Here is a 20,580-nt window from a genome sequence, read left to right as displayed (position 1 = left end):
GCCCGTACCAGCGAATGTTGTTCGGAGGTGAACTTCAGCCGCGCGGATCAGGCTGTCAACAAGGTTCGCGTCAAAGGGTGGTCAGGATCAGACAACCCGTCGATGACGTTGAAATGGTGGCGGTCTGGTTCGACCACCGTTGCCGTTTCAGCACCACAGCCGGTCCAGGCGTTGGCCAGCAGCGCGTTCTGACGCAGGAATTCCGCCCGCTCGTTGCCACCGACCCAACAGCAGATGCGCGTGCCCGGCGCGGGGTCGAGCAGCGCGGGACTTTCGACGCGGGCCTCGGGCGCATCTATTTGCAGGCTTGCATTCATTGCGGTGCGCATGATCGGGCGAAGGTCGTGCACGCCGGAGATCGACACCACATTCTTCACCCGGTCGAGGACGGCCGCCGGCAGGGGCGACGTTACCGTCACCATGCGGCTGACCAGATGGCCGCCGGCGGAGTGGCCGGCAAGAAAGATCGCGCCATCTACCTCTCGGGCTGCGGCCTCGATCGCGCGCCCGATCTCGGCAACGATGCCGCCAACGCGAATTTCCGGGCAGAGCGTATAGGACGGCATTGCGACGGCGTAACCGCGCGCGATGCTGCCGGCAGCGAGGTGTGACCAGTAGCTCTTGTCGAGGCGCAGCCAGAATCCGCCATGGACAAACACCATCAGTCCCTTCGGGCCTGCCGCGGGCAGGAAGAGGTCGAAGCGGTTTCGCGACCGTTCGCCGTACGATAGGTCGATACGAGCGCGTCCGTCTTGTTTGAGCTGGTCGCGAAACATGCGCGCCGGCACCACCCAGGCGTCCGGCCAGCGCTCGCCGCCGGCGATATTGGCGCCATTGGCATAGGCGTCGTCCCAATCGGCAACCCGATGGTAGTTGGTCATAACTCGCTCCACGTTGTGGCGACCGGGCATCCTTCCGCAACCTTGGCCCCTCGCCCGCGAAAGAATGCCCGGTTCGCGGTCCGCCGCAAGTCGCACGCATGGCATCTCCATGCCCGATGGCCGAAATTATTTCAACCTTGAAATTTTATGCTTGAAATATACCGCCGCCTTTGCGATGCTGGCTAGGTCGAGAAGGGGAGGATAGCCCGATATGAAGATCGCCATCCTCGGCGGTGGGCCGGCCGGCCTCTATTTCGCGATCTCGATGAAGCTTCGCGACGCCGCACACGACGTGACCGTATACGAACGCAACCGTCCCGACGATACCTTCGGATGGGGCGTGGTGCTCTCCGATGAAACCCTCGACAATCTTGCCGCCAACGACCCGATCAGCGCAGAGCGTATTCGAGAGCATTTCGCCTACTGGGACGATATCGCCGTCTTCTATCGCGGTACACGGACCGTCTCGACCGGCCACGGCTTTTGCGGCATTGGCCGCATGCGCCTTCTTCTCCTGCTACAGGAGCGCGCCCGTGAACTCGGCGTCAACCTCGTTTTCGAAACCGAGATCGAGGAGCCACGGGCCTACATGGAAAGCCATGATCTCGTTCTGGCCGCGGACGGCCTGAACTCCAAGGCCCGCAAGGCCTTTGCCGACGTCTTCAGGCCGGATATCGATGTGCGCGCCTGCAAATTCGTCTGGCTCGGTACGCACCAGAAATTCGACGACGCCTTCACCTTCATCTTCGAGCAAACCGACAAGGGCTGGGTGTGGGCGCACGCCTACCAGTTCGACGACGAGACCGCGACCTTCATCGTCGAATGTTCGGAGGAGACCTGGGCGAAATACGGCTTCGGCGACATGTCGCAGCAGGAATCGATCGCGGTCTGCGAGGAAATCTTCAAGGACTACCTCGGCGGCCACAGCCTGATGACCAACGCCAACCACATCCGTGGCTCGGCCTGGATCAACTTCCCGCGGGTTCTGTGCGAACGCTGGTCGCACAAGAACCTCGCATTGATGGGCGACGCGGCAGCGAGCGCCCATTTCTCAATCGGTTCGGGCACCAAGCTTGCACTGGAGTCGGCGATCGCGCTGGCCGACTACGTCACCTCGGAACCCGACCTGGAGTCCGCCTTCCGCAAATACGAGGATGCGCGGCGGCTCGAGGTGCTGCGGCTGCAGTCGGCGGCCCGCAATTCGCTCGAATGGTTCGAGGATGTGGAGCGCTACCTGCATCTCGACCCGGTGCAATTCAACTATTCGCTCCTGACCCGCTCGCAGCGTATCAGCCACGAAAACCTGCGCCTGCGTGACAAGGGCTGGCTGGAAGGCGCGGAACGCTGGTTCCATCGTGAGGCCGGCAACGAGGTCAACATCGCTCGCGTGCCGATGTTCGCGCCGTTCAAGCTGCGGGAGATGAAGCTCAAGAACCGCATCGTCGTGTCGCCCATGGCACAATACAAGGCGGTCGACGGCTGCCCTACCGACTGGCATTTCGCCCACTACGCCGAGCGCGCCAAGGGCGGTGCCGGGCTGATCTATATCGAGATGACCTGCGTCAGCCCCGAGGGTCGTATCACTCCCGGCTGCCCGGGTTTCTACGCCCCCGAGCACGAGACAGCCTGGAAGCGGCTGGTCGACTTCGTGCACGCCGAGACCGAAGCCAAGATCTGTGCCCAGATCGGCCACTCCGGCCCGAAGGGCTCAACCCAACTCGGTTGGGAAGAGATGGACGCACCGCTGAAGGACGGCAACTGGCCGCTGCTTTCTGCTTCCGAGGTGCCTTGGTCCGAGCATAACCAGAGGCCGAAGGCCATGGACCGCGCCGACATGGACATGGTGCGCGACCAGTTCGTGGCCTCGGCAGAGATGGCCGAGCGCTGTGGGTTCGATATGCTCGAACTGCACATGGCCCACGGCTACCTGCTGTCATCCTTCATCACGCCACTGACCAATACTCGCACCGACGAATATGGCGGCTCTCTCGAAAACCGCATGCGCTATCCGCTTGAGGTCTTCCATGCCGTGCGCGAGGTCTGGCCGGCGGAAAAGCCGATCTCGGTTCGCATTTCGGCCAACGACTGGGTCGGCGAGGAAGGGGTAACGCCGGAAGAAGCTGTTGAGATCGCTCGCGTCCTGCAGGCAGCCGGCGTCGACATCTGCGACGTCTCTGCGGGTCAGACCTCCAGGCGGGCGCAGCCGGTCTATGGACGCATGTTCCAGACACCGTTCTCGGATCGCATTCGCAACGAAACCGGCATGGCGACCATCGCCGTCGGCAACATCTACGAGCCCGACCACGCCAACTCGATCCTGATGGCCGGACGCGCCGACCTCGTGTGTCTGGCGCGGCCGCATCTGACCGACCCCTACTGGACATTGCATGCCGCCGCCGCACTCGGGGACCGTCAGGTGCACTGGCCCGACCCATACCTTCCCGGCCGCGACCAGCTTTATCGGCTGGCAGAGCGGCAGGACCAGATGACCGGAAAGGTGTGACGATGAGTTGGAACCACGCTCTGGTGACCGGCGGCAGCACTGGCATAGGACGCGCCATCGCGCTCGCCCTGGCCAAGGAAGGCATCGCGGTGACGATCTGTGGCCGCCGCGAGGACGCGCTCGCCAAGGTCGCCGACCAGGACGCCAATATCCACGCCGTGGCGGCTGATGTGACCGACGAGGCCTCCGTCGCCAAGCTCTACGAGACCGCCGAGGCGGCGCGCGGCCCGTTCGACATTGTTGTTGCCAATGCCGGCATTGCCTCCAGTGCGCCGGCTCACAAGACCTCGCTGGAGGAATGGAACCGGATCATCAACGTCAACCTGACCGGTGCGTTCCTCACCGTCCGTCCGGCGCTGAAAGGCATGTCCGACCGCAAGCGCGGCCGCGTCATCTTTGTTGCCTCGGTCGCCGGCTTGCGCGGCTCGGCCTACGTTGCCCCTTATGTTGCTTCGAAGCACGGCGTGGTCGGGCTGACGCGGGCGCTGGCCGCCGAGTTGCTGAAGACCGGTGTCACCGTCAATGCCATCTGCCCGGGTTATGTCGAGACGGAGATGCTGGAACAATCAGTGCGCCGCGTCATGGAAAAGACCGGGCGCAGCGAGGAAGAGGCGCGGCAGGGCTTCGTCGAGATCAATCCCAACCACCGCCTGATCCAGCCCGAGGAAGTCGCGGCCGCGGCCATGTGGCTCGTCAGCGACGCCGCAATCTCGGTGACAGGGCAGCCCATCGCCATTTCCGGAGGATCGTGATGGTCGCGGGCTTGCTCGCCAAAACCGAGGGCGATACCGGCAACAGAGAGCGCCTGCGGCTCTGGATTCGGATGCTGCGCGCCTCGCGCGTCGTGGAAAACGCCTTGCGCGAAAGATTGAAACGCGAGTTCGACACGACGCTGCCGCGGTTCGACGTGCTGGCGACGTTGTCACGTCAGCCCGAGGGCATGCTGATGAGCGACTTGTCGCGCTTCCTCCTTGTCTCGAACGGCAACGTGACCGGGATCGTCAGCCGTCTGGTGGAGGACGGCCTGGTGGCGCGCGCCCAACGCGAAGGCGACCGGCGGACCTCGATCGTACGCCTGACAAGTCGCGGCGAGGCCGAGTTCCGGCGCATGGCAGCCGTTCACGAAAGCTGGATCGGCGAACTGTTCGCCGATATCGGCGAGGATGAGGCGCGCCATCTGTCGACCGTCCTCAACACGTTTCGCAGCAATTGGGAGGCCGAGGCGTGAGCAACATGGCGAAGCTGAAGCCGCAGCATTTTCTCTGGGAAACGGAGGGTACGGTCGCACGCGTGCGCCTCAACCGACCTGAGCGCAAGAACCCGCTCACCTTCGAAAGCTACGCCGAACTTCGCGATACCTTCCGCGCGCTCGCCTATGCCGACGACATAGATGTCGTCGTCTTCCTTCCGAACGGCGGCAATTTCAGCTCTGGTGGCGACGTCCACGACATCATCGGTCCGCTGGTCTCCATGGACATGAAGGGCCTGCTCGCCTTCACCCGAATGACCGGCGATCTCGTCAAGGCAATGCTCAATTGTGGCAAGCCGATCATCTCCGCCGTCGACGGCGTGGCGGTCGGTGCCGGCGCCATCATCACCATGGCCTCCGACATCCGCCTGGCGACTCCTGAGGCCAAGACCGCCTTCCTGTTCACAAAGGTCGGCCTCGCCGGTTGCGACATGGGCGCGTGCGCCATCCTGCCCCGCATCATCGGACAGGGCCGCGCCGCGGAGTTGCTCTACTCCGGCCGCTCGATGAGCGCCGAGGAAGGCGAGCGCTGGGGCTACTACAACCGCCTCGTGCCGTTCGGCGAGCTTGAAGCCGATGCGATGAAGCTCGCCAAATCAATTGCTTCGGGGCCGACCTTCGCACACGGAATCACCAAGACGCAGCTCAACCAGGAATGGTCGATGGGTCTGGACCAAGCGATCGAGGCCGAAGCGCAGGCGCAAGCGATCTGCATGCAGACCAAGGATTTCGAGCGTGCCTATCACGCTTTCGTCGCCAAGCAGAAGCCGGTCTTCGAGGGCGACTGATGGCGGACCGTTCCTTCCTGTCGTGGCCGTTTTTCGAGGACCGCCATCGCGATCATGCCGACCGGCTGGAGGCGTGGTGCGTGAAAAACCTGCCGGTCGATCACGTCGACGTCGACGCTGCCTGCCGCGAACTGGTCGCCCGACTGGGACAGGACGGCTGGCTTCGGCCGACCGCGGTCAACCCCGCCTCCCCTGGCCCTCTCGACGTCCGGACCTTGTGCCTGACCCGCGAGACGCTCGCCCGCCACGACGGGCTGGCAGATTTCGCCTTCGCGATGCAGGGCCTCGGAACCGGCGCAATCAGCTTCTTCGGCACGCCTGAGCAGAAGAAGTGGCTTGAAAAAACACGGTTGGGCAAAGCAATCTCGGCCTTCGCCCTTTCGGAGCCCCGCTCCGGCTCCGATGTTGCCAACATGGACATGACGGCGGCCCGCGACGGCGGAGACTATGTGCTCTCCGGTGAAAAGACCTGGATCTCGAATGGCGGCATCGCCGACGTCTATTGCGTCTTCGCTCGCACCGGCGAGGCGCCAGGCGCCAAGGGCATCTCAGCCTTTCTGGTGCCGGCCGACACCAAGGGACTCACCGTTGCCGAGCGCCTCGAGGTGGTTGCGCCTCACCCCCTGGCGCGGCTTTCCTTCGACGACGTACGGGTGCCCGCGTCGGCGATGATCGGTGGACCGGGCGAAGGTTTCCGCATCGCCATGTCGGTGCTCGACGTGTTCCGTTCAACCGTCGGCGCGGCTGCGCTCGGTTTCGCGCGGCGCGCGCTCGATGAATCGCTTTCGCGCGCCAAGTCACGGGAACTGTTCGGCAATCCGCTCTTCGACCTGCAGATGGTTCAGGGTCACCTTGCCGAAATGGCGCTCGATGTCGATGCCGCCGCCCTGCTCGTTTACCGCGCCGCCTGGACCAAGGACGCGGGGGCGCCGCGCGTCACACGCGAGGCGGCGATGGCCAAGCTCTATGCCACCGACCGGGCGCAAGAGGTCATCGACAAGGCGGTGCAATTGCATGGCGGCGATGGCGTACGCCGCGGCCATATCGTCGAAAGCCTTTACCGCGAGATCCGCGCACTCCGGATCTACGAGGGTGCGTCCGACGTGCAGAAAATCGTCATCGCCAGACAGATCATGAACTAGGGGAACGGCGAACATGCTCGGACCTTCGGGCCACACCGACACATTTTCCCGCGACAACCTGCCTCCCGAGGAGCAGTGGCCGGAATTTTTGCTCGCCGGCTTCGATTATCCGGAATACCTCAACGCTGCGGTCGAACTGACCGACCGTATGGTCGAGCGCGGCTTTGGCGACCGCACTGCGCTGATCGGCAACGGCCGCCGCCGCACCTACAAGGAACTCGCCGACTGGACCAACCGCCTCGCCCATGCGCTGGTCGAGGACTACGGCGTCAAACCCGGCAACCGGGTGCTGATCCGCGGCCCCAACAATCCGGCTGTCGTGGCCTGCTGGCTCGCCGCCACCAAGGCCGGCGCGGTGGTCGTCAACACCATGCCCATGCTGCGGGCCGGCGAGCTTGCGAAGATCGTCGACAAGGCGGAGATCGCGCTCGCGCTCTGTGACACACGCGCCAAGGACGAACTGGTCGCCTGCGCCAAGGAAAGCAGCTTCCTCAAGCAGGTCGTCGGCTTTGACGGCACCGCCAACCATGACGCCGAACTCGACCGCGTGGCACTCAACAAGTCGGTGATCTTTCAGGCGGTCAAGACCGGGCGCGATGATGTCGCCCTGCTCGGCTTCACGTCGGGAACGACGGGTGTGCCGAAAGCGACAATGCATTTCCACCGCGACCTGCTGGTGATCGCCGATGCCTATGCCAAGGAAATCCTCCGTGTCACTCCGGACGATGTCTTCGTGGGGTCGCCGCCGCTCGCCTTTACCTTCGGGCTCGGCGGACTGGCGATCTTCCCGCTGCGCTTCGGAGCGGCGGCGACGCTGCTTGAGAGTGCAACGCCACCCAACATGGTCGAGATCATCGAGACCTACAAGGCAACCATCTCGTTCACCGCGCCGACCGCCTATCGCGCAATGCTGGCGGCAATGGACGAAGGCGCGGATCTCTCCTCGCTTCGCATAGCGGTTTCGGCCGGCGAGACGCTGCCCGCGCCGGTCTTCGAGGAATGGACAAAGAAGACCGGCAAGCCGATCCTTGACGGCATCGGCGCCACCGAGATGCTGCACATCTTCATCTCCAACCGTCTCGATGACCTGCATCCGGCAACCACCGGCCGACCGGTGACGGGCTATGAAGCGAAGATCGTTGACGACGACATGAATGAGGTGCCGCGTGGCACGGTAGGAAAGCTCGCCGTGAGAGGACCGACCGGGTGCCGTTACCTCGCCGACGACCGCCAACTCGGCTATGTGCGCGACGGATGGAACCTGACCGGCGACGCCTTTTACCAGGACGACGACGGCCGCTTCCATTTCGCTGCGCGCGCCGACGACATCATCGTTTCGGCCGGCTACAACATCGCCGGCCCTGAGGTCGAGGCCGCCCTGCTCGCCCACGCCGACGTCGTCGAATGCGCCGTGATCGGAACGCCCGATGAAGCCCGCGGCCAGATCGTGGAGGCACACATCGTCCTGGTTGAGGGTGTGGCAGCCGACGGCGCGACGAAAAAGCGGCTGCAGGAACACGTCAAGGCGACGATCGCTCCCTACAAATATCCTCGCTCGGTTATCTTCACCAAGACATTGCCGAAGACGCAGACCGGGAAGATCCAGCGTTTCCGGTTACGCGAGGATGCCGCGAAATGAGAACCGCCAGCATTGCATTGGGCATCCGGCGCCAAATCATCGCCCGCAACTCTCGGGAACGCGCGGCATGAGTGCCAGCTACGACCCCTCCGGAGAAGGCGCCGTGACCGACTTCGCCGCACGTATGTCTTATGGCGATTATCTCCACCTCGAAAAAATTCTCGATGCCCAGACACCGCTTTCGGCCTCGCCGGACGAGATGCTGTTCATCATCCAGCATCAGACGTCGGAACTGTGGATGAAGCTGGCAATCCACGAGTTGAGTTCAGCCATGGCCGCCATCCATGAGGGCTCGCTGCAGCCGGCTTTCAAGATGCTGACCCGCGTGGCGCGCATTTTCGAGCAGTTGAATAGCGCCTGGGACGTGCTGCGCACGATGACGCCGAGCGAGTACACCCGCTTCCGAGGTGCGCTCGGCCAGTCGTCCGGCTTTCAGTCCTGGCAGTATCGGGCCGTCGAGTTCCTTGTCGGCAACCGCAATCTGGGCATGCTGAAGCCGCATGCGCACGATGCCTCCGTGACCAAGCGGCTGGAGGCAATCCTGGCGAGGCCCAGCCTGTACGACGAGGCGTTACTGCTGCTCGACCGCGAAGGCTTCGACGTCGGCGACGACGCGAAGCGCAGCGACTGGAGGCAGCCGCGCCAGGAGGCCCCCGAGGTGGTCGCTGCGTGGAAGCGCGTCTACGAGGCGCCGGAGCGGCACTGGCAGCTCTACGAACTTGCGGAGAAGCTGGTCGACTTCGAGGACTATTTTCGCCGCTGGCGCTTCAATCATGTCACCACCGTCGAGCGTATCATCGGGCTGAAGCGCGGCACAGGTGGCACGCAGGGCGTCTCTTATCTGCGTAAGATGTTGGAGGTGGAACTCTTTCCGGAATTGTGGAAAGTCAGAACCGAGCTTTGAGGACAGGCCGAGGCACTGCGGACTGTCCTGATGAAACGCAAACGAACCAACGGGTTGGGCGTTTCGGAAAACGACTTGGTGCCAGAGGGAGTAATAGGGAGAAAATCATGAGAAAACTTCTAGCTGCGGGCGTCTTCGCCCTTTCCGCCAGCATCGCCGGGGCCGCGTTCGCCGACCCGGTCAAGGTCGGCATGATCACCACACTGTCCGGCGGCGGTGCCGGTCTCGGCGTCGACGTACGCGATGGCTTCATGCTCGCGATCAAGCAGTCCGGCAACACCGAGATCGAGGTGGTGACCGAAGACGACGCGATGAAGCCGGACCTTGCGGTGCAGATCGCCGACAAGATGCTTCAGAGCGACAAGGTCGACATCCTGACCGGGATCATTTGGTCCAACCTCGCCATGGCTGTCGTGCCGAACGCGGTCAACCAGGGAACATTCTACCTCTCGCCGAACGCCGGGCCGTCGCCTCTGGCCGGCGCCAACTGCCATGCCAACTATTTCAACGTCGCCTGGCAGAACGACAATCTGCACGAGGCAGCCGGTGCTTATGCCACCTCTTCGGGGTACAAGAAGGTGTTCATCATGGCGCCGAACTACCCGGCGGGCACGGATGCGCTCACCGGCTTCAAGCGCTTCTACAAGGGAGAACTCGCCGGCGAGGTCTACACCAAGCTCGGCGCCACCGACTATGCCGCCGAAATCGCCCAGATACGTGCCTCCGGCGCCGATGCGCTGTTCTTCTTTCTGCCGGGTGGAATGGGCATCGCGTTCATGAAGCAATTCGCCCAATCCGGCGTCGACCTGCCCGTGGTCGGTCCGGCCTTCTCCTTCAGCCAGGACATTCTCGGCGCCGTCGGCGATGCCGCGCTGGGCGTGAAGAACACCTCGCAATGGTCGAAGGACATCGACAACGAAGCCAACAAGGCCTTTGTCGAGAGCTTCCAGGCCGAGTATGGCAGGCTGCCGTCTCTCTATGCCAGCCAGGGCTTCGACACCGCCAACCTCATTCTTGCGGCAGCGGCCAAGGCAAGCGTCAAGGACAAGGACGCCTTCCGCGCCGCCCTCAAGGCGGCGGAATTCACTTCCGTTCGCGGTGACTTCAAGTTCGGACCCAACCATCACCCGATCCAGGACATCTACGTCCGGGAGGTCGTGAAGGAGGGCGACGTCCTGACCAACAAGATCGTAGGCGTGGCGCTTGAAGATCATCAGGACGCCTACGCGTCGGAGTGCAAGATGTAGGCAGTTCGGAAAGGCTTCTCCCCGCCCGGCGGGGAGAAGCTTCCAGCGGATGCGTAACGGCTCGTCGTTTCGCGCGTCACGAAAAGAGCCTGCACTACCGGCTGTAGTGTTTCGCCGCCAACCTTGTGGCCCCCTCCTTCCACCTCGATGGGGAAGGCATCTCCAACTCGTGTGCCAAGAACGACCGTGCAAACCGCTCTCCTCATAGAACAGATCCTCAACGGCCTGCAGTTCGGCGTCATGCTGTTCCTGATGGCGGCCGGTCTGACGCTGATCTTCGGTGTCATGGGGCTGATCAATCTGGCCCACGGCTCGCTCTACATGGTGGGCGCCTTCGCCTGCGCCGCAGTCGCGGCGGCGACAGGCTCGTTCTGGCTCGGGCTTGCGGCCAGCCTGGTCGCGGCAGCTGCCGCTGGTGCGATCATCGAGGTCAGCGTCATCCGGCGTCTTTATGACCGCGACCACCTTGACCAGGTGTTGGCGACGTTCGCACTGATCCTGATCTTTTCGGAAGGAACCCGTTGGATATTCGGCTCCTTCCCGCTCTATCTGGATATCCCGCCCTTGCTGCGCGGCGCGGTGCCGCTGCCTGGCGGCTCTGCCTACCCAGCCTATCGGCTCGCCATCATCGCCGTCGGCATCGCGGTTGCAATCGGGCTCTACCTTCTGATCTCACGCACCCGGCTCGGCATGCGCATTCGTGCCGGTGAATCCGATCGTGAAATGATCGCCGCTCTCGGCGTCGACATCCGCACCCTCTACACGGTGGTGTTTGCGCTCGGCGCCGCCCTTGCGGGCCTCGCGGGTGCGCTGGTCGGCGCTCTGCAGTCGGTACAGGTCGGCATGGGCGAGCCGGTGCTGATCCTCGCCTTCGTAGTTATCGTCATTGGCGGTATCGGCTCGATCAAGGGCGCACTGGTCGGCGCCGTGCTGGTCGGCCTGATCGACACGCTGGGCCGCTTCCTGCTGCCTATGGCGCTGGCCGGGTTCATGGACGCCTCCTCGGCCGCCGGCATCGGCGCGGCGCTTGCCTCGATGCTGATCTACGTCTTCATGGCACTTGTTCTCGCCATCCGGCCTCAGGGCCTGTTTTCGGCCCAGAGATGACGGCGATGACAATCTCACGCGAAACCGCGTTCAACGCCCTGCTCATCGTCCTGCTGATCGCGGTCCCCTACGGCGCCTCGGCCATGGGCGAACCCTTCTACGTGACGCTTGCCACGCGCATGGTGATTCTCGCGCTCGCGGCCGTGGGGCTCAACTTTCTTCTCGGCCTCGGCGGGCTGGTCTCATTCGGTCACGCGGCGTTCTTCGGCATTGGCGGCTACGTTGCGGGAATCGCGGCAACCCATGCCTTCAACAATACGCCGCTTCTGTTCGGCCTGCCCGGCACCAACCAGATGCTCATCATCTGGCTCGTCGCAGTCCTCTTGGGGGGGCTTGCCGCGCTGGCAATCGGGCTGATCTCGCTGCGCACCACCGGCGTCTACTTCATCATGATCACGCTGGCCTTCGCCCAGATGATCTACTACTTCGCGATCTCGTGGCCGGCCTATGGTGGCGAGGACGGGCTGTCGATCTACGTCCGCAACGCCTTTCCGGGCGTCAACACTCTGAACGGACTACACTTCTTCTATGTCTGCCTCGCCCTCCTCGCCGCCGTTCTCGTGCTGTTTTCAGTGCTGCGCAACTCGCGCTTCGGTGCAGCTTTGCAAGCCGCGCGCCAAAACGAACAGCGGCTTTCTGCCGTCGGTATCGCGCCTTTCCGCGTCAAGCTGGCCGCCTTCGCGATCTCAGGCATGATCACCGGGCTGGCCGGCGCGCTGTTCGCCGACCTCAACCGCTTCGTCAGCCCCTCGATGCTGTCCTGGCACCTGTCGGGCGAACTCATAGTCCTGATCATCCTCGGCGGCACCGGCCGGCTCTTCGGGCCGGTGGCCGGCGCCATCGTCTACGTACTGTTCGAGTTCTATCTCGGCGGGGTCACCGAACGCTGGCAGTTCTTCCTCGGGCTGATCCTGCTGGCGGTCGTCCTCTTCGCGCGCGGCGGCATTGTCGGCCTCGTCGCCGGAAAGGCACGTCATGGCTGAACCTGTCCTGGAAATCCGCAACCTCAACAAGAGCTTCGGCGCGCTCAAGGCCACCGACGACGTCAGCCTTGACCTGATGCCGGGCGAGATTCATGCGCTGATCGGCCCTAACGGAGCCGGCAAGACCACCCTCATCCACCAGATCGCCGGCTCCCTGAAGCCGGGCAGCGGCACGATCAACTTCCTCGGGCGCGATATCGGCGCCCTCGGCGTCTCCGAGCGAACCCGGCTCGGTCTCGGCCGTACCTTCCAGATTTCGTCATTGGCGCCGGAGTTTTCCGCTCTGCGCAACGTCATGCTGGCGGTTCAAGCGAGGCAGGGATCGAGCTTCCGCTTCTTCAGGCCCGTCATGCGGGACGCGACGCTGACCGAACCCGCGATGGCCGCTCTGGAGCGCGTCGGCCTCGGCGATCGTGCCCGGATTTCGGCGGCCGAGCTTTCCCACGGCGAACGCCGCCAACTCGAGATCGCCATCGCACTGGCGCTCGGCTCCAAGGCCTTCCTGCTCGACGAGCCGATGGCAGGAATGGGACCGGAAGGCTCCAAGACGTTGACGACGTTCCTTGACGGACTTCGAAGAGAAGCGCCGATCCTGCTCGTCGAGCATGACATGGACGCCGTGTTCGCGCTTGCCGACCGTATCTCGGTGCTGGTCTACGGCCGTGTCATCGCCACCGGAACGGTCGAAGAAATCCGGCGTGACCCTGAGGTGCGGCGCGCCTACCTCGGAGATCAGGACTGATGCTGCTTGAAGTCTCCGATCTCGAAAGCTTCTACGGCGCCTCGCAGGCCCTGTTCGGTGTCGATCTCGCCGTCGAGGAAGGCCAGGTCGTGGCCCTCATGGGCCGTAACGGCATGGGCAAAACGACCACAATCCGTTCCATCTGCGGGCTGACGCCGCCCCGCACCGGGACAATCCGCTTCGCCGGCGTTGCCATCACCTCCCTGAAACCGCATCGTATCGCACGGCGCGGCATCGGGCTGGTTCCGGAAGGCCGGCGCTGCTTCCCCAACCTGACCGTCGAGGAAAACCTCGTAGCGGCCGCGCGTGGCGGCCACTGGACGAGGGAACGCATCGAGACGTTGTTTCCGCGGCTTGGCGAGCGGCGCGGCCAATACGCCAATTCGCTTTCGGGCGGCGAACAGCAAATGCTCGCCATCGGTCGAGCGCTGATGACCAATCCGCGCCTGCTCATCCTCGACGAGGCGACGGAAGGCCTGGCTCCTGTCATTCGCCAGGACATCTGGGCCTCCATCCGCGCCCTTAAGGCGGAGGGTCAGTCGATCCTCGTCGTCGACAAGACGATGTCCGAATTGCTGCCGGTGGCCGATCGCTGCGTGGTGCTGGAAAAGGGCATGACGGTATGGAGTGGCCTACCCGGCGACCTCAACGAGGACATTCGAAACCGCTATCTCGGCGTCTAGGACCAAAGGAAGGGCAAGACAGTGGACACTTTCCCCAATCAATTGCTGCACCCGGCCCATTGGAAGGCGGCCAAGGGGTACGCCAACGGCGTGCTCGGCGAAGGGCGCACGGCCTACGTGGCCGGGCAGATTGGCTGGACAGGAGAACAGGTTTTCGAGACCGACGATTTTGTCGGTCAGGTGCGTCAAGCGCTCATGAACGTGGTCGACGTTTTGGCCGAGGCAGGTGCCGGGCCCGAGCACATGACTCGCATGACCTGGTACATCACCGACAAGAAGGAATATCTCGACCGCCTTTCAGAGGTTGGCGAGGCCTACCGAGCCGTGATGGGGAAAAACTTTCCAGCCATGACCATGGTACAGGTCGCCGCCCTGATCGAGGACCGCGCCAAGGTCGAGATCGAGGTCACCGCGGTCGTGCCCGTCCGCTAGCCGAAGCCCACGGCCGCGCTTCTGGACCAAAGCCCGGCCGACGCCATGCGCTTGTCGGCCGCGAAAGGCTTTGCCAAACAGCATCGATGAACCACGAACCCTCAAACACCAAAGCCGCCGTCTGGATGGCAGGCTGGCTGGCGCTGATGCTGACCATGATGGTCGCGGGCCGCGAGGCGACGCGCGAACTCGACGTCTTCCAGATCATGCTGATGCGCTCCGTCATCGGTCTGTTCCTGCTCTACCCGGTTATCCGCATGGCCGGTGGCTTCGCTTCCGTGCGCACACAAATGCTCGGGCGCCATGCAGGCCGCAACGTCGTCCACTACGGCGCCCAGTTCGCCTGGTTTTATGGGCTGACCCTCATCCCGATCGCGCAGCTGATCTCGATCGAATTCACGATGCCGATCTGGACTGCACTCCTTGCCATGGCTTTTCTGGGCGAGCGCATGACGATGTGGAAAACCGCGTCGGTCATCCTCGGCCTTGCCGGGGTGGCCATCATCGTGCGGCCAGGTATAGGGGCGGTCGAGCCGGGCCAGTTGGTGGCACTTTCGGCAGCAATCGGCTTTGCCGTGTCGGTGATCATGGTGAAGGCGCTCACCCGGCACGACAGTGTGCCGACGATCATCTTCTGGATGCTGGTGATCCAGTCGATCCTCGGTCTCATCCCGGCGGCGCTGGTTTGGGAATGGCCATCCGCCCAGGTCTTGCCCTGGATCATGGTGATCGCATTCTGCGGCACCTACTCGCATTACTGCATGGCACGCGCCATGGTACACGCGGACGCGACGATGGTCGTGCCGATGGACTTCCTGCGCGTGCCGTTGGCCGCCTTCGTCGGCTGGCTTGTCTATCAGGAAGCCGTGGACGCCTATACCGTCTTCGGCGCTGCCCTGATCCTAGCCGGCAACACGCTCAACCTGAAGCAGGCCGGTACTGCCAGGGTGCGCCCTTCCTGAGCGAAAATATCTCCGCCGGACAAACGGTGGACAAGCAACGTTGTGCCGGCCGGAGCGGCCGTTTTCCTTGTCAAACGGCACATGGGCTGTATATGAGCGGCCAGCCGGGGCAGCGAGAAGCGGCCAGTTATCGATCCGCCCCGCCCGGCGAGTGGGAAACGGGCTTTAGCGCTAGCAGGCTTTATGGCGACCATCATCGACGTCCAGGACGTGACGAAGCGTTTCGGCAATGTGCTTGCCGTCGATCATTGTTCGCTGACAGTGGAAGAAGGCTCGATCACCGGACTGATCGGTCCCAACGGGGCCGGCAAGACGACGCTCTTCAACATGGTGGCAGGTACCTTCCCACCCAGTTCCGGTCGCATTCTGCTTGACGGCGAGGACGTGACGGGGCTCGCCGCGCACGAGCTCTTCGCGCGCGGTCTGCTGCGCACGTTCCAGATTGCGCAGGATTTTTCGCACATGACGGCGCTCGAAAACCTGATGATGGTGCCGGCGCGCCAGTCGGGGGAGAGTTTTTTCAACGCCTGTTTCCGCCGCGGCGCCGTGCTCGCGGAGGAAAAACAGACGCGCAGCCGCGCCGAGGACGTTCTCGACATTCTTCGGCTTTCCCACGTCAAGAACGAACGCGCGGGCAACCTGTCCGGCGGACAGAAGAAGCTCCTCGAACTCGGCCGTGTCATGATGGCCGACGCACGCGTCGTGTTGCTGGACGAGATCGCCGCCGGCGTGAACCGCACACTGCTCAACGATCTGGCGGCGGCCGTGCAGCGGCTCAATCGTGAGGACGGCCTGACGTTCTTCGTCATCGAGCACGACATGGACTTGATTGCGCGCCTTTGCGATCCGGTGATCGTGATGGCGGCGGGAAGCGTCATGGTTGAAGGGCCCATGGCCGAGATCCGTCAGAACCCGGAGGTCGTAGAGGCCTATTTCGGTGGCGGCGTGCAGGCGGAGGCGCGCCCGTGAGCCTGCTTGAGATGACCGGCATCCATGCCGGCTATGGTGGCGCCAACATCCTCAACGGGGTTAGCCTTGCCATCGACGCGCACGAGATCGGCGTCATCGTCGGCCCGAATGGTGCCGGCAAGTCGACAACTCTGAAGGCCTTGTTCGGCCTGCTTTCGATTTCCGAAGGCACGGTCGCGTTCGATGGTGAGGACATCACCAACACGCCGCCTGAGAAGCTGGTGGAAATGGGCCTTTCCTTCGTGCCACAGGAATTCAACGTCTTTCCGACCATGACGGTCGAGGAAAACCTGGAGATGGGTGCCTATGTGCGCCGCGACAACTATCGGCACCTGATCGACCAGGTCTATGGATTCTTCCCGCCCCTGAAGGAAAAACGGCGCCAGCCGGCGGGTGAACTCTCGGGCGGCCAGCGCCAGATGGTCGCCATCGGTCGCGCACTGATGACCGAGCCGCGTCTGCTCCTGCTCGACGAGCCGACCGCTGGGCTGTCGCCACGCTACATGGGCGAAATCTTCGAGCGCATTACCGCCATCAACGCCGCCGGAACCGGCATCCTCATGGTCGAGCAGAACGCGCGTCAGGCACTCGGTCTCGCAAACAAGGGCTTTGTGCTCGCCAATGGCCAAAACCGGTTTACCGGCACCGGAGCCGAGTTGCTGGCCGACCCTGAAGTGGCGAAAAGCTTTCTTGGCGGAGAGGAGTAAGATGCCCGAAACAGGTCTCCTTGCCGCCATGCCGATCCACGAGTTGGTATTCTTCATCAACAAGGGCATCGTCGCCGGCTTGATCATCGGATCGATCTACGCGCTCGGCGCGGTCGGGGTAACGATGATCTTCGGCATTCTGCGCTTTGCGCATTTCGCCCATGGCGACATGATGACCTCGGGCGCCTTCATCGCGCTGATGCTGACGGCGCTTCTTCCAGGCGCCGGCGCGCTGGTCGGCCTGCCGACCGCCTTCGTGCTTCTGCCGATCGCGATGGCGCTCACGGCGCTGCTGGCAATCGTACTCGACCGCTGGTTCTACCGGCCGCTGCGACGCGCGAATGTACGCCCGGTGACCATCGTGATGGCCTCCGTCGGGGTGATGCTGATGATGCAGGGGCTTATCCGCCTGATCTTCGGCACCGGCACGCGGCCGCTCTATGTGGGCGCCAAGGACATCTACCGCATCCCGGTCGGCGAAAGCTTCATCGTCGTGACGGAGCCACAGGTGCTGCTTTTCGTCTTCACGGCCGTTTGCATCATCGCACTGCATTTCTTCCTCACCCGCTCGCGGCTCGGCAAGGCGATGCGGGCAGTCGCCGACAATGCCGACCTCGCACGCGTCTCCGGCATCTCGACCGAGACCGTGGTACGCGCCACCTGGATCATAGGCGGAGCCCTGGCCGCGGCCGGTGGCACCCTTTTGGCACTCGACGTGACGCTGAAGCCCGATCTCAGCTTCAACATCTTGCTGCCGATCTTCGCCGCCGCGATTGTCGGCGGCATCGGCCAGCCCTACGGCGCGATCGCCGGCGGCCTCGTCGTCGGATTCACGGAGACGCTTGCCGTGTTCAACTGGTCGGTGCTGTTGCGGCCGCTCAAGCCCGTCCTGCCGGAATGGATCGAATTGCCCAACCAACTCACTTTCGTGCCGACCGAATACAAGATCGTCATCCCGTTCTTCATCCTGGTCGCGGTGCTGATCTGGCGCCCGACGGGCATCTTCCGTGGAAGGCTGATCAAATGAACCGGCCCGCGACACGCGAACTTGTTCTGTTCGGCGGCCTGGCCGTCCTCCTCGCGGTGGTCTTCGCCTCCCAGGGAGCGGCCTTCGGCACGCGCATGCTGGTCGAGGCGAGTTGCCTCGCCATCGTCGCGCTCGGGCTGACCATCCAGTGGGGTTACGCAGGCCTCTTCAATGTCGGCATCATGGGCTTTATCGCGCTGGCCGGCTACACGACCGTACTCTTCTCCTTCCCCGTCAACGACGCGTTCTGGTCTTCGGAGGGGCCGGCCATGCTCGGCGTGACGGCGCTCTATCTCATCGTCGGTGGGCTCGTCACCTACGGTGCAAGCCAGACACACAGGCTGGGACTCGCGAAGAAGTATCGCACGCTGCTGACGCTTATTGCGGGCGCTGCCACCTATCTCGCGGTCTCGGGTGCGCTCGGAGATGCCGCCAAGTTCATCGAAGGCGAAGCCGGCTTTGTCGGTGGCTTTGGCCTTCCGGCGTGGGTCGGCTGGCTCGGCGGCGGCGCCCTCGCCGGCCTGCTCGGCTGGGCGATGGGACGCCTGACCCTGGGGCTGCGCGCCGACTATATGGCAATCGCAACCCTCGGCATTGCCGAGATCGTCAAGGCCTATCTGAAGAATGCAGACTGGCTAACGCGCGGCACCCTCACCGTCTCCCCTCTGCCATGGCCGGTACCAACCCCCGCAGACCTTGGCTTCGTCGCTTCGCGGTCGGCTTACCTCAGCGTCACCGCGATCATGATCGTCGTCATCTTCGTGCTCCTGCAGCGGGCCTGGGCCGCGCCCTGGGGCCGGATGATGCGCGCGATCCGTGACAACGAACTCTCGGCGGCGGCGATGGGCAAAGATATCAACAGGCGCCGGCTCGAGATGTTTGTCATCGGCAACGTGATTATCGGCATCGGTGGCGGCGCACTGATCACGTTCGGCAGCATTTTCGACCCGTCGAGCTTCCTGCCGCTTAACCACACGTTCCTGATCTGGGTGATGGTTATCCTCGGCGGTGCCGGCAACAATCTTGGCACCGTGTTCGGGGCGCTTTTCGTCTACGTCATCTGGACCATGTCGGAGCCGGCGGCGTTGTTCCTCTTCGATCAGGTGAGCTACTGGGGCGACCGGCTCTTCGATTGGCAGGCGCCGTCAGACATGGCAACGCGCGCCTTGCAGATGCGTGTTTTTGTCATCGGCCTCACCATTACGCTGGTCCTGCGCTTCGCGCCGCGCGGCCTCATTCCGGAGCAACCGGTCAAGTACGAATAGGCTTTGGCGACGAAAAATGCCCGGGCGGTCACCCGGGCATTCTCGCGTTTGTCGCTCTGAAAGCGGTCTATTTGACCTGGCCGACCTCAGCGAAGTTGGCGCCCTCGACCACCATCTTCATGATGACGCCAGGCACGTCGCCATTTTCGTCGAACTCGTGGCTGCCGGAGGCGCCCTCGTAGTTGATGTCGGTGCCGTCGGCGATCAGCTTCTTGGCCTTTTCCCACTCGCCGGGCAGGACAACCTCGCCCGGTGCCGAAGCCACCTCGCGCAGCGCCTTTGCCAGGCCCTCGCGGCCACCATTGCCGTTCTTCTCGATCGCGAGCGCGATCAGGAACGCGGCGTCATAGCCTTGCGGCACGAACGTTCCCGAAGGATTGACGCCGCCTTCCTCGGCAAGCGTATTGAAAACGGACGTGCCGGGCGTCTCACTGCTGCCGGGACGGGTCGCAATCATGCCCTGGATGGCATCCTCGCCGACCGCGGCCACCAGCGTGCCACTGATCATGCCGTCGCCACCGGCGAACTTCGAGAAATCGCCGCCTTCGATCGCCTGACGGACGACGGTCTGGCCGGAACCGTCGGCATAGGCAAGCACGACCAGCATTTCGGCACCCGCCCCGGCCAACTGGCCGAGTTCGGCGCGGTAGTCGGCCTTGCCGTCCTCGTGCGCCACATTGGCGGCCACGGAGCCGCCCTGCTCCTCGAAGGATGCGGCAAGTGCATCGGCAAAACCCTTGCCGTAATCATTGTTGACGTAGGTGATCGCAATGCTGCCAACGCCTTCCTCACGCAAGGTTTTCGCCAGCATTGCGCCCTGGTAGGCATCCGATGGCGCTGTGCGGAAGACGAGATCGTTGTCCTCGAGTGTGGTCAATGCCGGCGATGTAGCGGCCGGCGAAACCACCACCACGCCACCGGGAATTGCGGCGGTATTGGCTGCTGCGATCGTCGCGCCGGAGCACAGCGGACCAACGAGTGCGGTCACGTTCTCCGAGTTCACCATTCGGTCGGCCGCGCCAGACGCCGCGGTCGTGTCGACACAAGTGGTATCGCCCTGGACGATCGACAGCATGCCGCCGACAATGCCGCCCTGCGCGTTTACCTGGTCCACCGCAAGCTTGGCGCCATCGAAAATCGGCGGCGTCAAGCTCTCGATCGGTCCGGTGAAACCGCCGAGAAAGCCGATCTTGACGTCTTCGGCCTGTGCACCGGCGACGCTCAGCGCCACGGCGGCCACGGAGGCCGCGATTACTTTGCGAAACGCAATCTTCATGAAGGAATCTCCCCATTTGTCCGTATTTCTGGAGCCCGCTGGGCGGACGTCAAACTCCGCGCGCCGGACATGCG

The 20,580-nt window shown here is 63.6% G+C and carries 20 protein-coding genes; 18 read left to right on the top strand and 2 right to left on the bottom strand.

The window, feature by feature from the left end; genetic code table 11:
• Positions 1-47: 47 nt before the first annotated feature.
• Positions 48-881, bottom strand: a complete 834-nt coding sequence (locus tag FQ775_RS04235; protein WP_146299487.1) for an alpha/beta hydrolase — start codon at positions 879-881, stop codon at positions 48-50.
• Positions 882-1,092: 211 nt separating this feature from the next.
• Here FQ775_RS04235 and FQ775_RS04230 point away from each other — a divergent pair, with 211 nt between their 5' ends.
• From FQ775_RS04230 to FQ775_RS04145, 18 genes are all read left to right on the top strand, one after another.
• The gene (locus FQ775_RS04230) at positions 1,093-3,384 is read left to right on the top strand and encodes a bifunctional salicylyl-CoA 5-hydroxylase/oxidoreductase (protein WP_146299488.1); all 2,292 of its coding nucleotides are present in this window, start codon (positions 1,093-1,095) and stop codon (positions 3,382-3,384) included.
• 2 nt (positions 3,385-3,386) lie between these two features.
• Complete coding sequence (locus FQ775_RS04225; protein WP_146299489.1) at positions 3,387-4,136, top strand: SDR family NAD(P)-dependent oxidoreductase; 750 nt, start codon at positions 3,387-3,389, stop codon at positions 4,134-4,136.
• Positions 4,136-4,612, top strand: a complete 477-nt coding sequence (locus FQ775_RS04220; RefSeq protein WP_146299490.1) for a MarR family winged helix-turn-helix transcriptional regulator — start codon at positions 4,136-4,138, stop codon at positions 4,610-4,612. The genes FQ775_RS04225 and FQ775_RS04220 overlap by 1 nt, the downstream gene beginning before the upstream one ends.
• A gap of 5 nt (positions 4,613-4,617) precedes the next feature.
• On the top strand, positions 4,618-5,421 hold the full coding sequence (locus tag FQ775_RS04215; protein ID WP_167813161.1) for an enoyl-CoA hydratase family protein: 804 nt from the start codon (positions 4,618-4,620) through the stop codon (positions 5,419-5,421).
• Positions 5,421-6,563, top strand: coding sequence for an acyl-CoA dehydrogenase family protein (locus FQ775_RS04210; protein ID WP_146299492.1), 1,143 nt, complete (start codon positions 5,421-5,423; stop codon positions 6,561-6,563). Before FQ775_RS04215 ends, FQ775_RS04210 begins: the two co-directional genes overlap by 1 nt.
• A 13-nt stretch (positions 6,564-6,576) precedes the next feature.
• Positions 6,577-8,202, top strand: coding sequence for an AMP-binding protein (locus FQ775_RS04205; RefSeq protein WP_146299493.1), 1,626 nt, complete (start codon positions 6,577-6,579; stop codon positions 8,200-8,202).
• A gap of 67 nt (positions 8,203-8,269) precedes the next feature.
• Entirely contained in the window at positions 8,270-9,106 is an 837-nt protein-coding gene (kynA, locus tag FQ775_RS04200) for a tryptophan 2,3-dioxygenase (RefSeq protein WP_146299494.1), read from the top strand.
• Positions 9,107-9,213: 107 nt separating this feature from the next.
• Positions 9,214-10,353 carry an ABC transporter substrate-binding protein gene (locus tag FQ775_RS04195; protein ID WP_146299495.1) on the top strand — a complete coding sequence of 380 codons (1,140 nt, stop codon included), beginning with the start codon at positions 9,214-9,216 and terminating at the stop codon, positions 10,351-10,353.
• A gap of 186 nt (positions 10,354-10,539) precedes the next feature.
• Positions 10,540-11,460 carry a branched-chain amino acid ABC transporter permease gene (locus FQ775_RS04190; RefSeq protein ID WP_146299496.1) on the top strand — a complete coding sequence of 307 codons (921 nt, stop codon included), beginning with the start codon at positions 10,540-10,542 and terminating at the stop codon, positions 11,458-11,460.
• Between the two features lie 5 nt (positions 11,461-11,465).
• Entirely contained in the window at positions 11,466-12,443 is a 978-nt protein-coding gene (locus FQ775_RS04185; RefSeq protein ID WP_167812759.1) for a branched-chain amino acid ABC transporter permease, read from the top strand.
• Positions 12,436-13,185, top strand: a complete 750-nt coding sequence (locus FQ775_RS04180; protein WP_146299497.1) for an ABC transporter ATP-binding protein — start codon at positions 12,436-12,438, stop codon at positions 13,183-13,185. Before FQ775_RS04185 ends, FQ775_RS04180 begins: the two co-directional genes overlap by 8 nt.
• Entirely contained in the window at positions 13,182-13,868 is a 687-nt protein-coding gene (locus FQ775_RS04175) for an ABC transporter ATP-binding protein (RefSeq protein WP_146299498.1), read from the top strand. The genes FQ775_RS04180 and FQ775_RS04175 overlap by 4 nt, the downstream gene beginning before the upstream one ends.
• A gap of 21 nt (positions 13,869-13,889) precedes the next feature.
• Positions 13,890-14,300 (top strand): RidA family protein, encoded by a 411-nt coding sequence (locus FQ775_RS04170; RefSeq protein WP_146299499.1) that lies wholly within the window; start codon positions 13,890-13,892, stop codon positions 14,298-14,300.
• Between the two features lie 86 nt (positions 14,301-14,386).
• A complete protein-coding gene (locus FQ775_RS04165; RefSeq protein ID WP_146299500.1) occupies positions 14,387-15,262 on the top strand; it encodes a DMT family transporter in 876 nt (291 codons plus the stop codon).
• A 183-nt stretch (positions 15,263-15,445) separates the two neighbouring features.
• On the top strand, positions 15,446-16,231 hold the full coding sequence (locus FQ775_RS04160) for an ABC transporter ATP-binding protein (protein ID WP_146299501.1): 786 nt from the start codon (positions 15,446-15,448) through the stop codon (positions 16,229-16,231).
• The gene (locus FQ775_RS04155; RefSeq protein ID WP_146299502.1) at positions 16,228-16,938 is read left to right on the top strand and encodes an ABC transporter ATP-binding protein; all 711 of its coding nucleotides are present in this window, start codon (positions 16,228-16,230) and stop codon (positions 16,936-16,938) included. The genes FQ775_RS04160 and FQ775_RS04155 overlap by 4 nt, the downstream gene beginning before the upstream one ends.
• 1 nt (position 16,939) lies before the next feature.
• Positions 16,940-17,965 (top strand): branched-chain amino acid ABC transporter permease, encoded by a 1,026-nt coding sequence (locus tag FQ775_RS04150; protein WP_206064827.1) that lies wholly within the window; start codon positions 16,940-16,942, stop codon positions 17,963-17,965.
• On the top strand, positions 17,962-19,230 hold the full coding sequence (locus tag FQ775_RS04145) for a branched-chain amino acid ABC transporter permease (protein ID WP_146299503.1): 1,269 nt from the start codon (positions 17,962-17,964) through the stop codon (positions 19,228-19,230). The genes FQ775_RS04150 and FQ775_RS04145 overlap by 4 nt, the downstream gene beginning before the upstream one ends.
• 67 nt (positions 19,231-19,297) lie before the next feature.
• On the opposite strand, the gene FQ775_RS04140 is transcribed toward FQ775_RS04145, so the two are convergent.
• Entirely contained in the window at positions 19,298-20,506 is a 1,209-nt protein-coding gene (locus FQ775_RS04140) for an ABC transporter substrate-binding protein (RefSeq protein WP_206064826.1), read from the bottom strand.
• Positions 20,507-20,580 lie beyond the last annotated feature (74 nt).

Origin of the sequence: Nitratireductor mangrovi (assembly GCF_007922615.2) — a bacterium.
Lineage (GTDB): Bacteria > Pseudomonadota > Alphaproteobacteria > Rhizobiales > Rhizobiaceae > Mangrovimarina > Mangrovimarina mangrovi.
Note: the sequence above shows the minus strand (reverse complement) of the source record. Positions and strands in the feature narration are given on the sequence as shown.

Bases quoted from the DNA above. Each gene is read 5' to 3' on its own strand.
- FQ775_RS04230 (WP_146299488.1), top strand. From the start codon at position 1,093: ATGAAGATCGCCATCCTCGGCGGTGGGCCGGCCGGCCTCTATTTCGCG.
- kynA (WP_146299494.1), top strand. From the start codon at position 8,270: ATGAGTGCCAGCTACGACCCCTCCGGAGAAGGCGCCGTGACCGACTTC.
- FQ775_RS04220 (WP_146299490.1), top strand. From the start codon at position 4,136: ATGGTCGCGGGCTTGCTCGCCAAAACCGAGGGCGATACCGGCAACAGA.
- FQ775_RS04165 (WP_146299500.1), top strand. From the start codon at position 14,387: ATGAACCACGAACCCTCAAACACCAAAGCCGCCGTCTGGATGGCAGGC.
- FQ775_RS04160 (WP_146299501.1), top strand. From the start codon at position 15,446: ATGGCGACCATCATCGACGTCCAGGACGTGACGAAGCGTTTCGGCAAT.
- FQ775_RS04145 (WP_146299503.1), top strand. From the start codon at position 17,962: ATGAACCGGCCCGCGACACGCGAACTTGTTCTGTTCGGCGGCCTGGCC.
- FQ775_RS04215 (WP_167813161.1), top strand. From the start codon at position 4,618: ATGGCGAAGCTGAAGCCGCAGCATTTTCTCTGGGAAACGGAGGGTACG.
- FQ775_RS04140 (WP_206064826.1), bottom strand. From the start codon at position 20,506: ATGAAGATTGCGTTTCGCAAAGTAATCGCGGCCTCCGTGGCCGCCGTG.
- FQ775_RS04225 (WP_146299489.1), top strand. From the start codon at position 3,387: ATGAGTTGGAACCACGCTCTGGTGACCGGCGGCAGCACTGGCATAGGA.
- FQ775_RS04180 (WP_146299497.1), top strand. From the start codon at position 12,436: ATGGCTGAACCTGTCCTGGAAATCCGCAACCTCAACAAGAGCTTCGGC.
- FQ775_RS04185 (WP_167812759.1), top strand. From the start codon at position 11,466: ATGACAATCTCACGCGAAACCGCGTTCAACGCCCTGCTCATCGTCCTG.
- FQ775_RS04195 (WP_146299495.1), top strand. From the start codon at position 9,214: ATGAGAAAACTTCTAGCTGCGGGCGTCTTCGCCCTTTCCGCCAGCATC.
- FQ775_RS04205 (WP_146299493.1), top strand. From the start codon at position 6,577: ATGCTCGGACCTTCGGGCCACACCGACACATTTTCCCGCGACAACCTG.
- FQ775_RS04210 (WP_146299492.1), top strand. From the start codon at position 5,421: ATGGCGGACCGTTCCTTCCTGTCGTGGCCGTTTTTCGAGGACCGCCAT.
- FQ775_RS04150 (WP_206064827.1), top strand. From the start codon at position 16,940: ATGCCCGAAACAGGTCTCCTTGCCGCCATGCCGATCCACGAGTTGGTA.
- FQ775_RS04235 (WP_146299487.1), bottom strand. From the start codon at position 881: ATGACCAACTACCATCGGGTTGCCGATTGGGACGACGCCTATGCCAAT.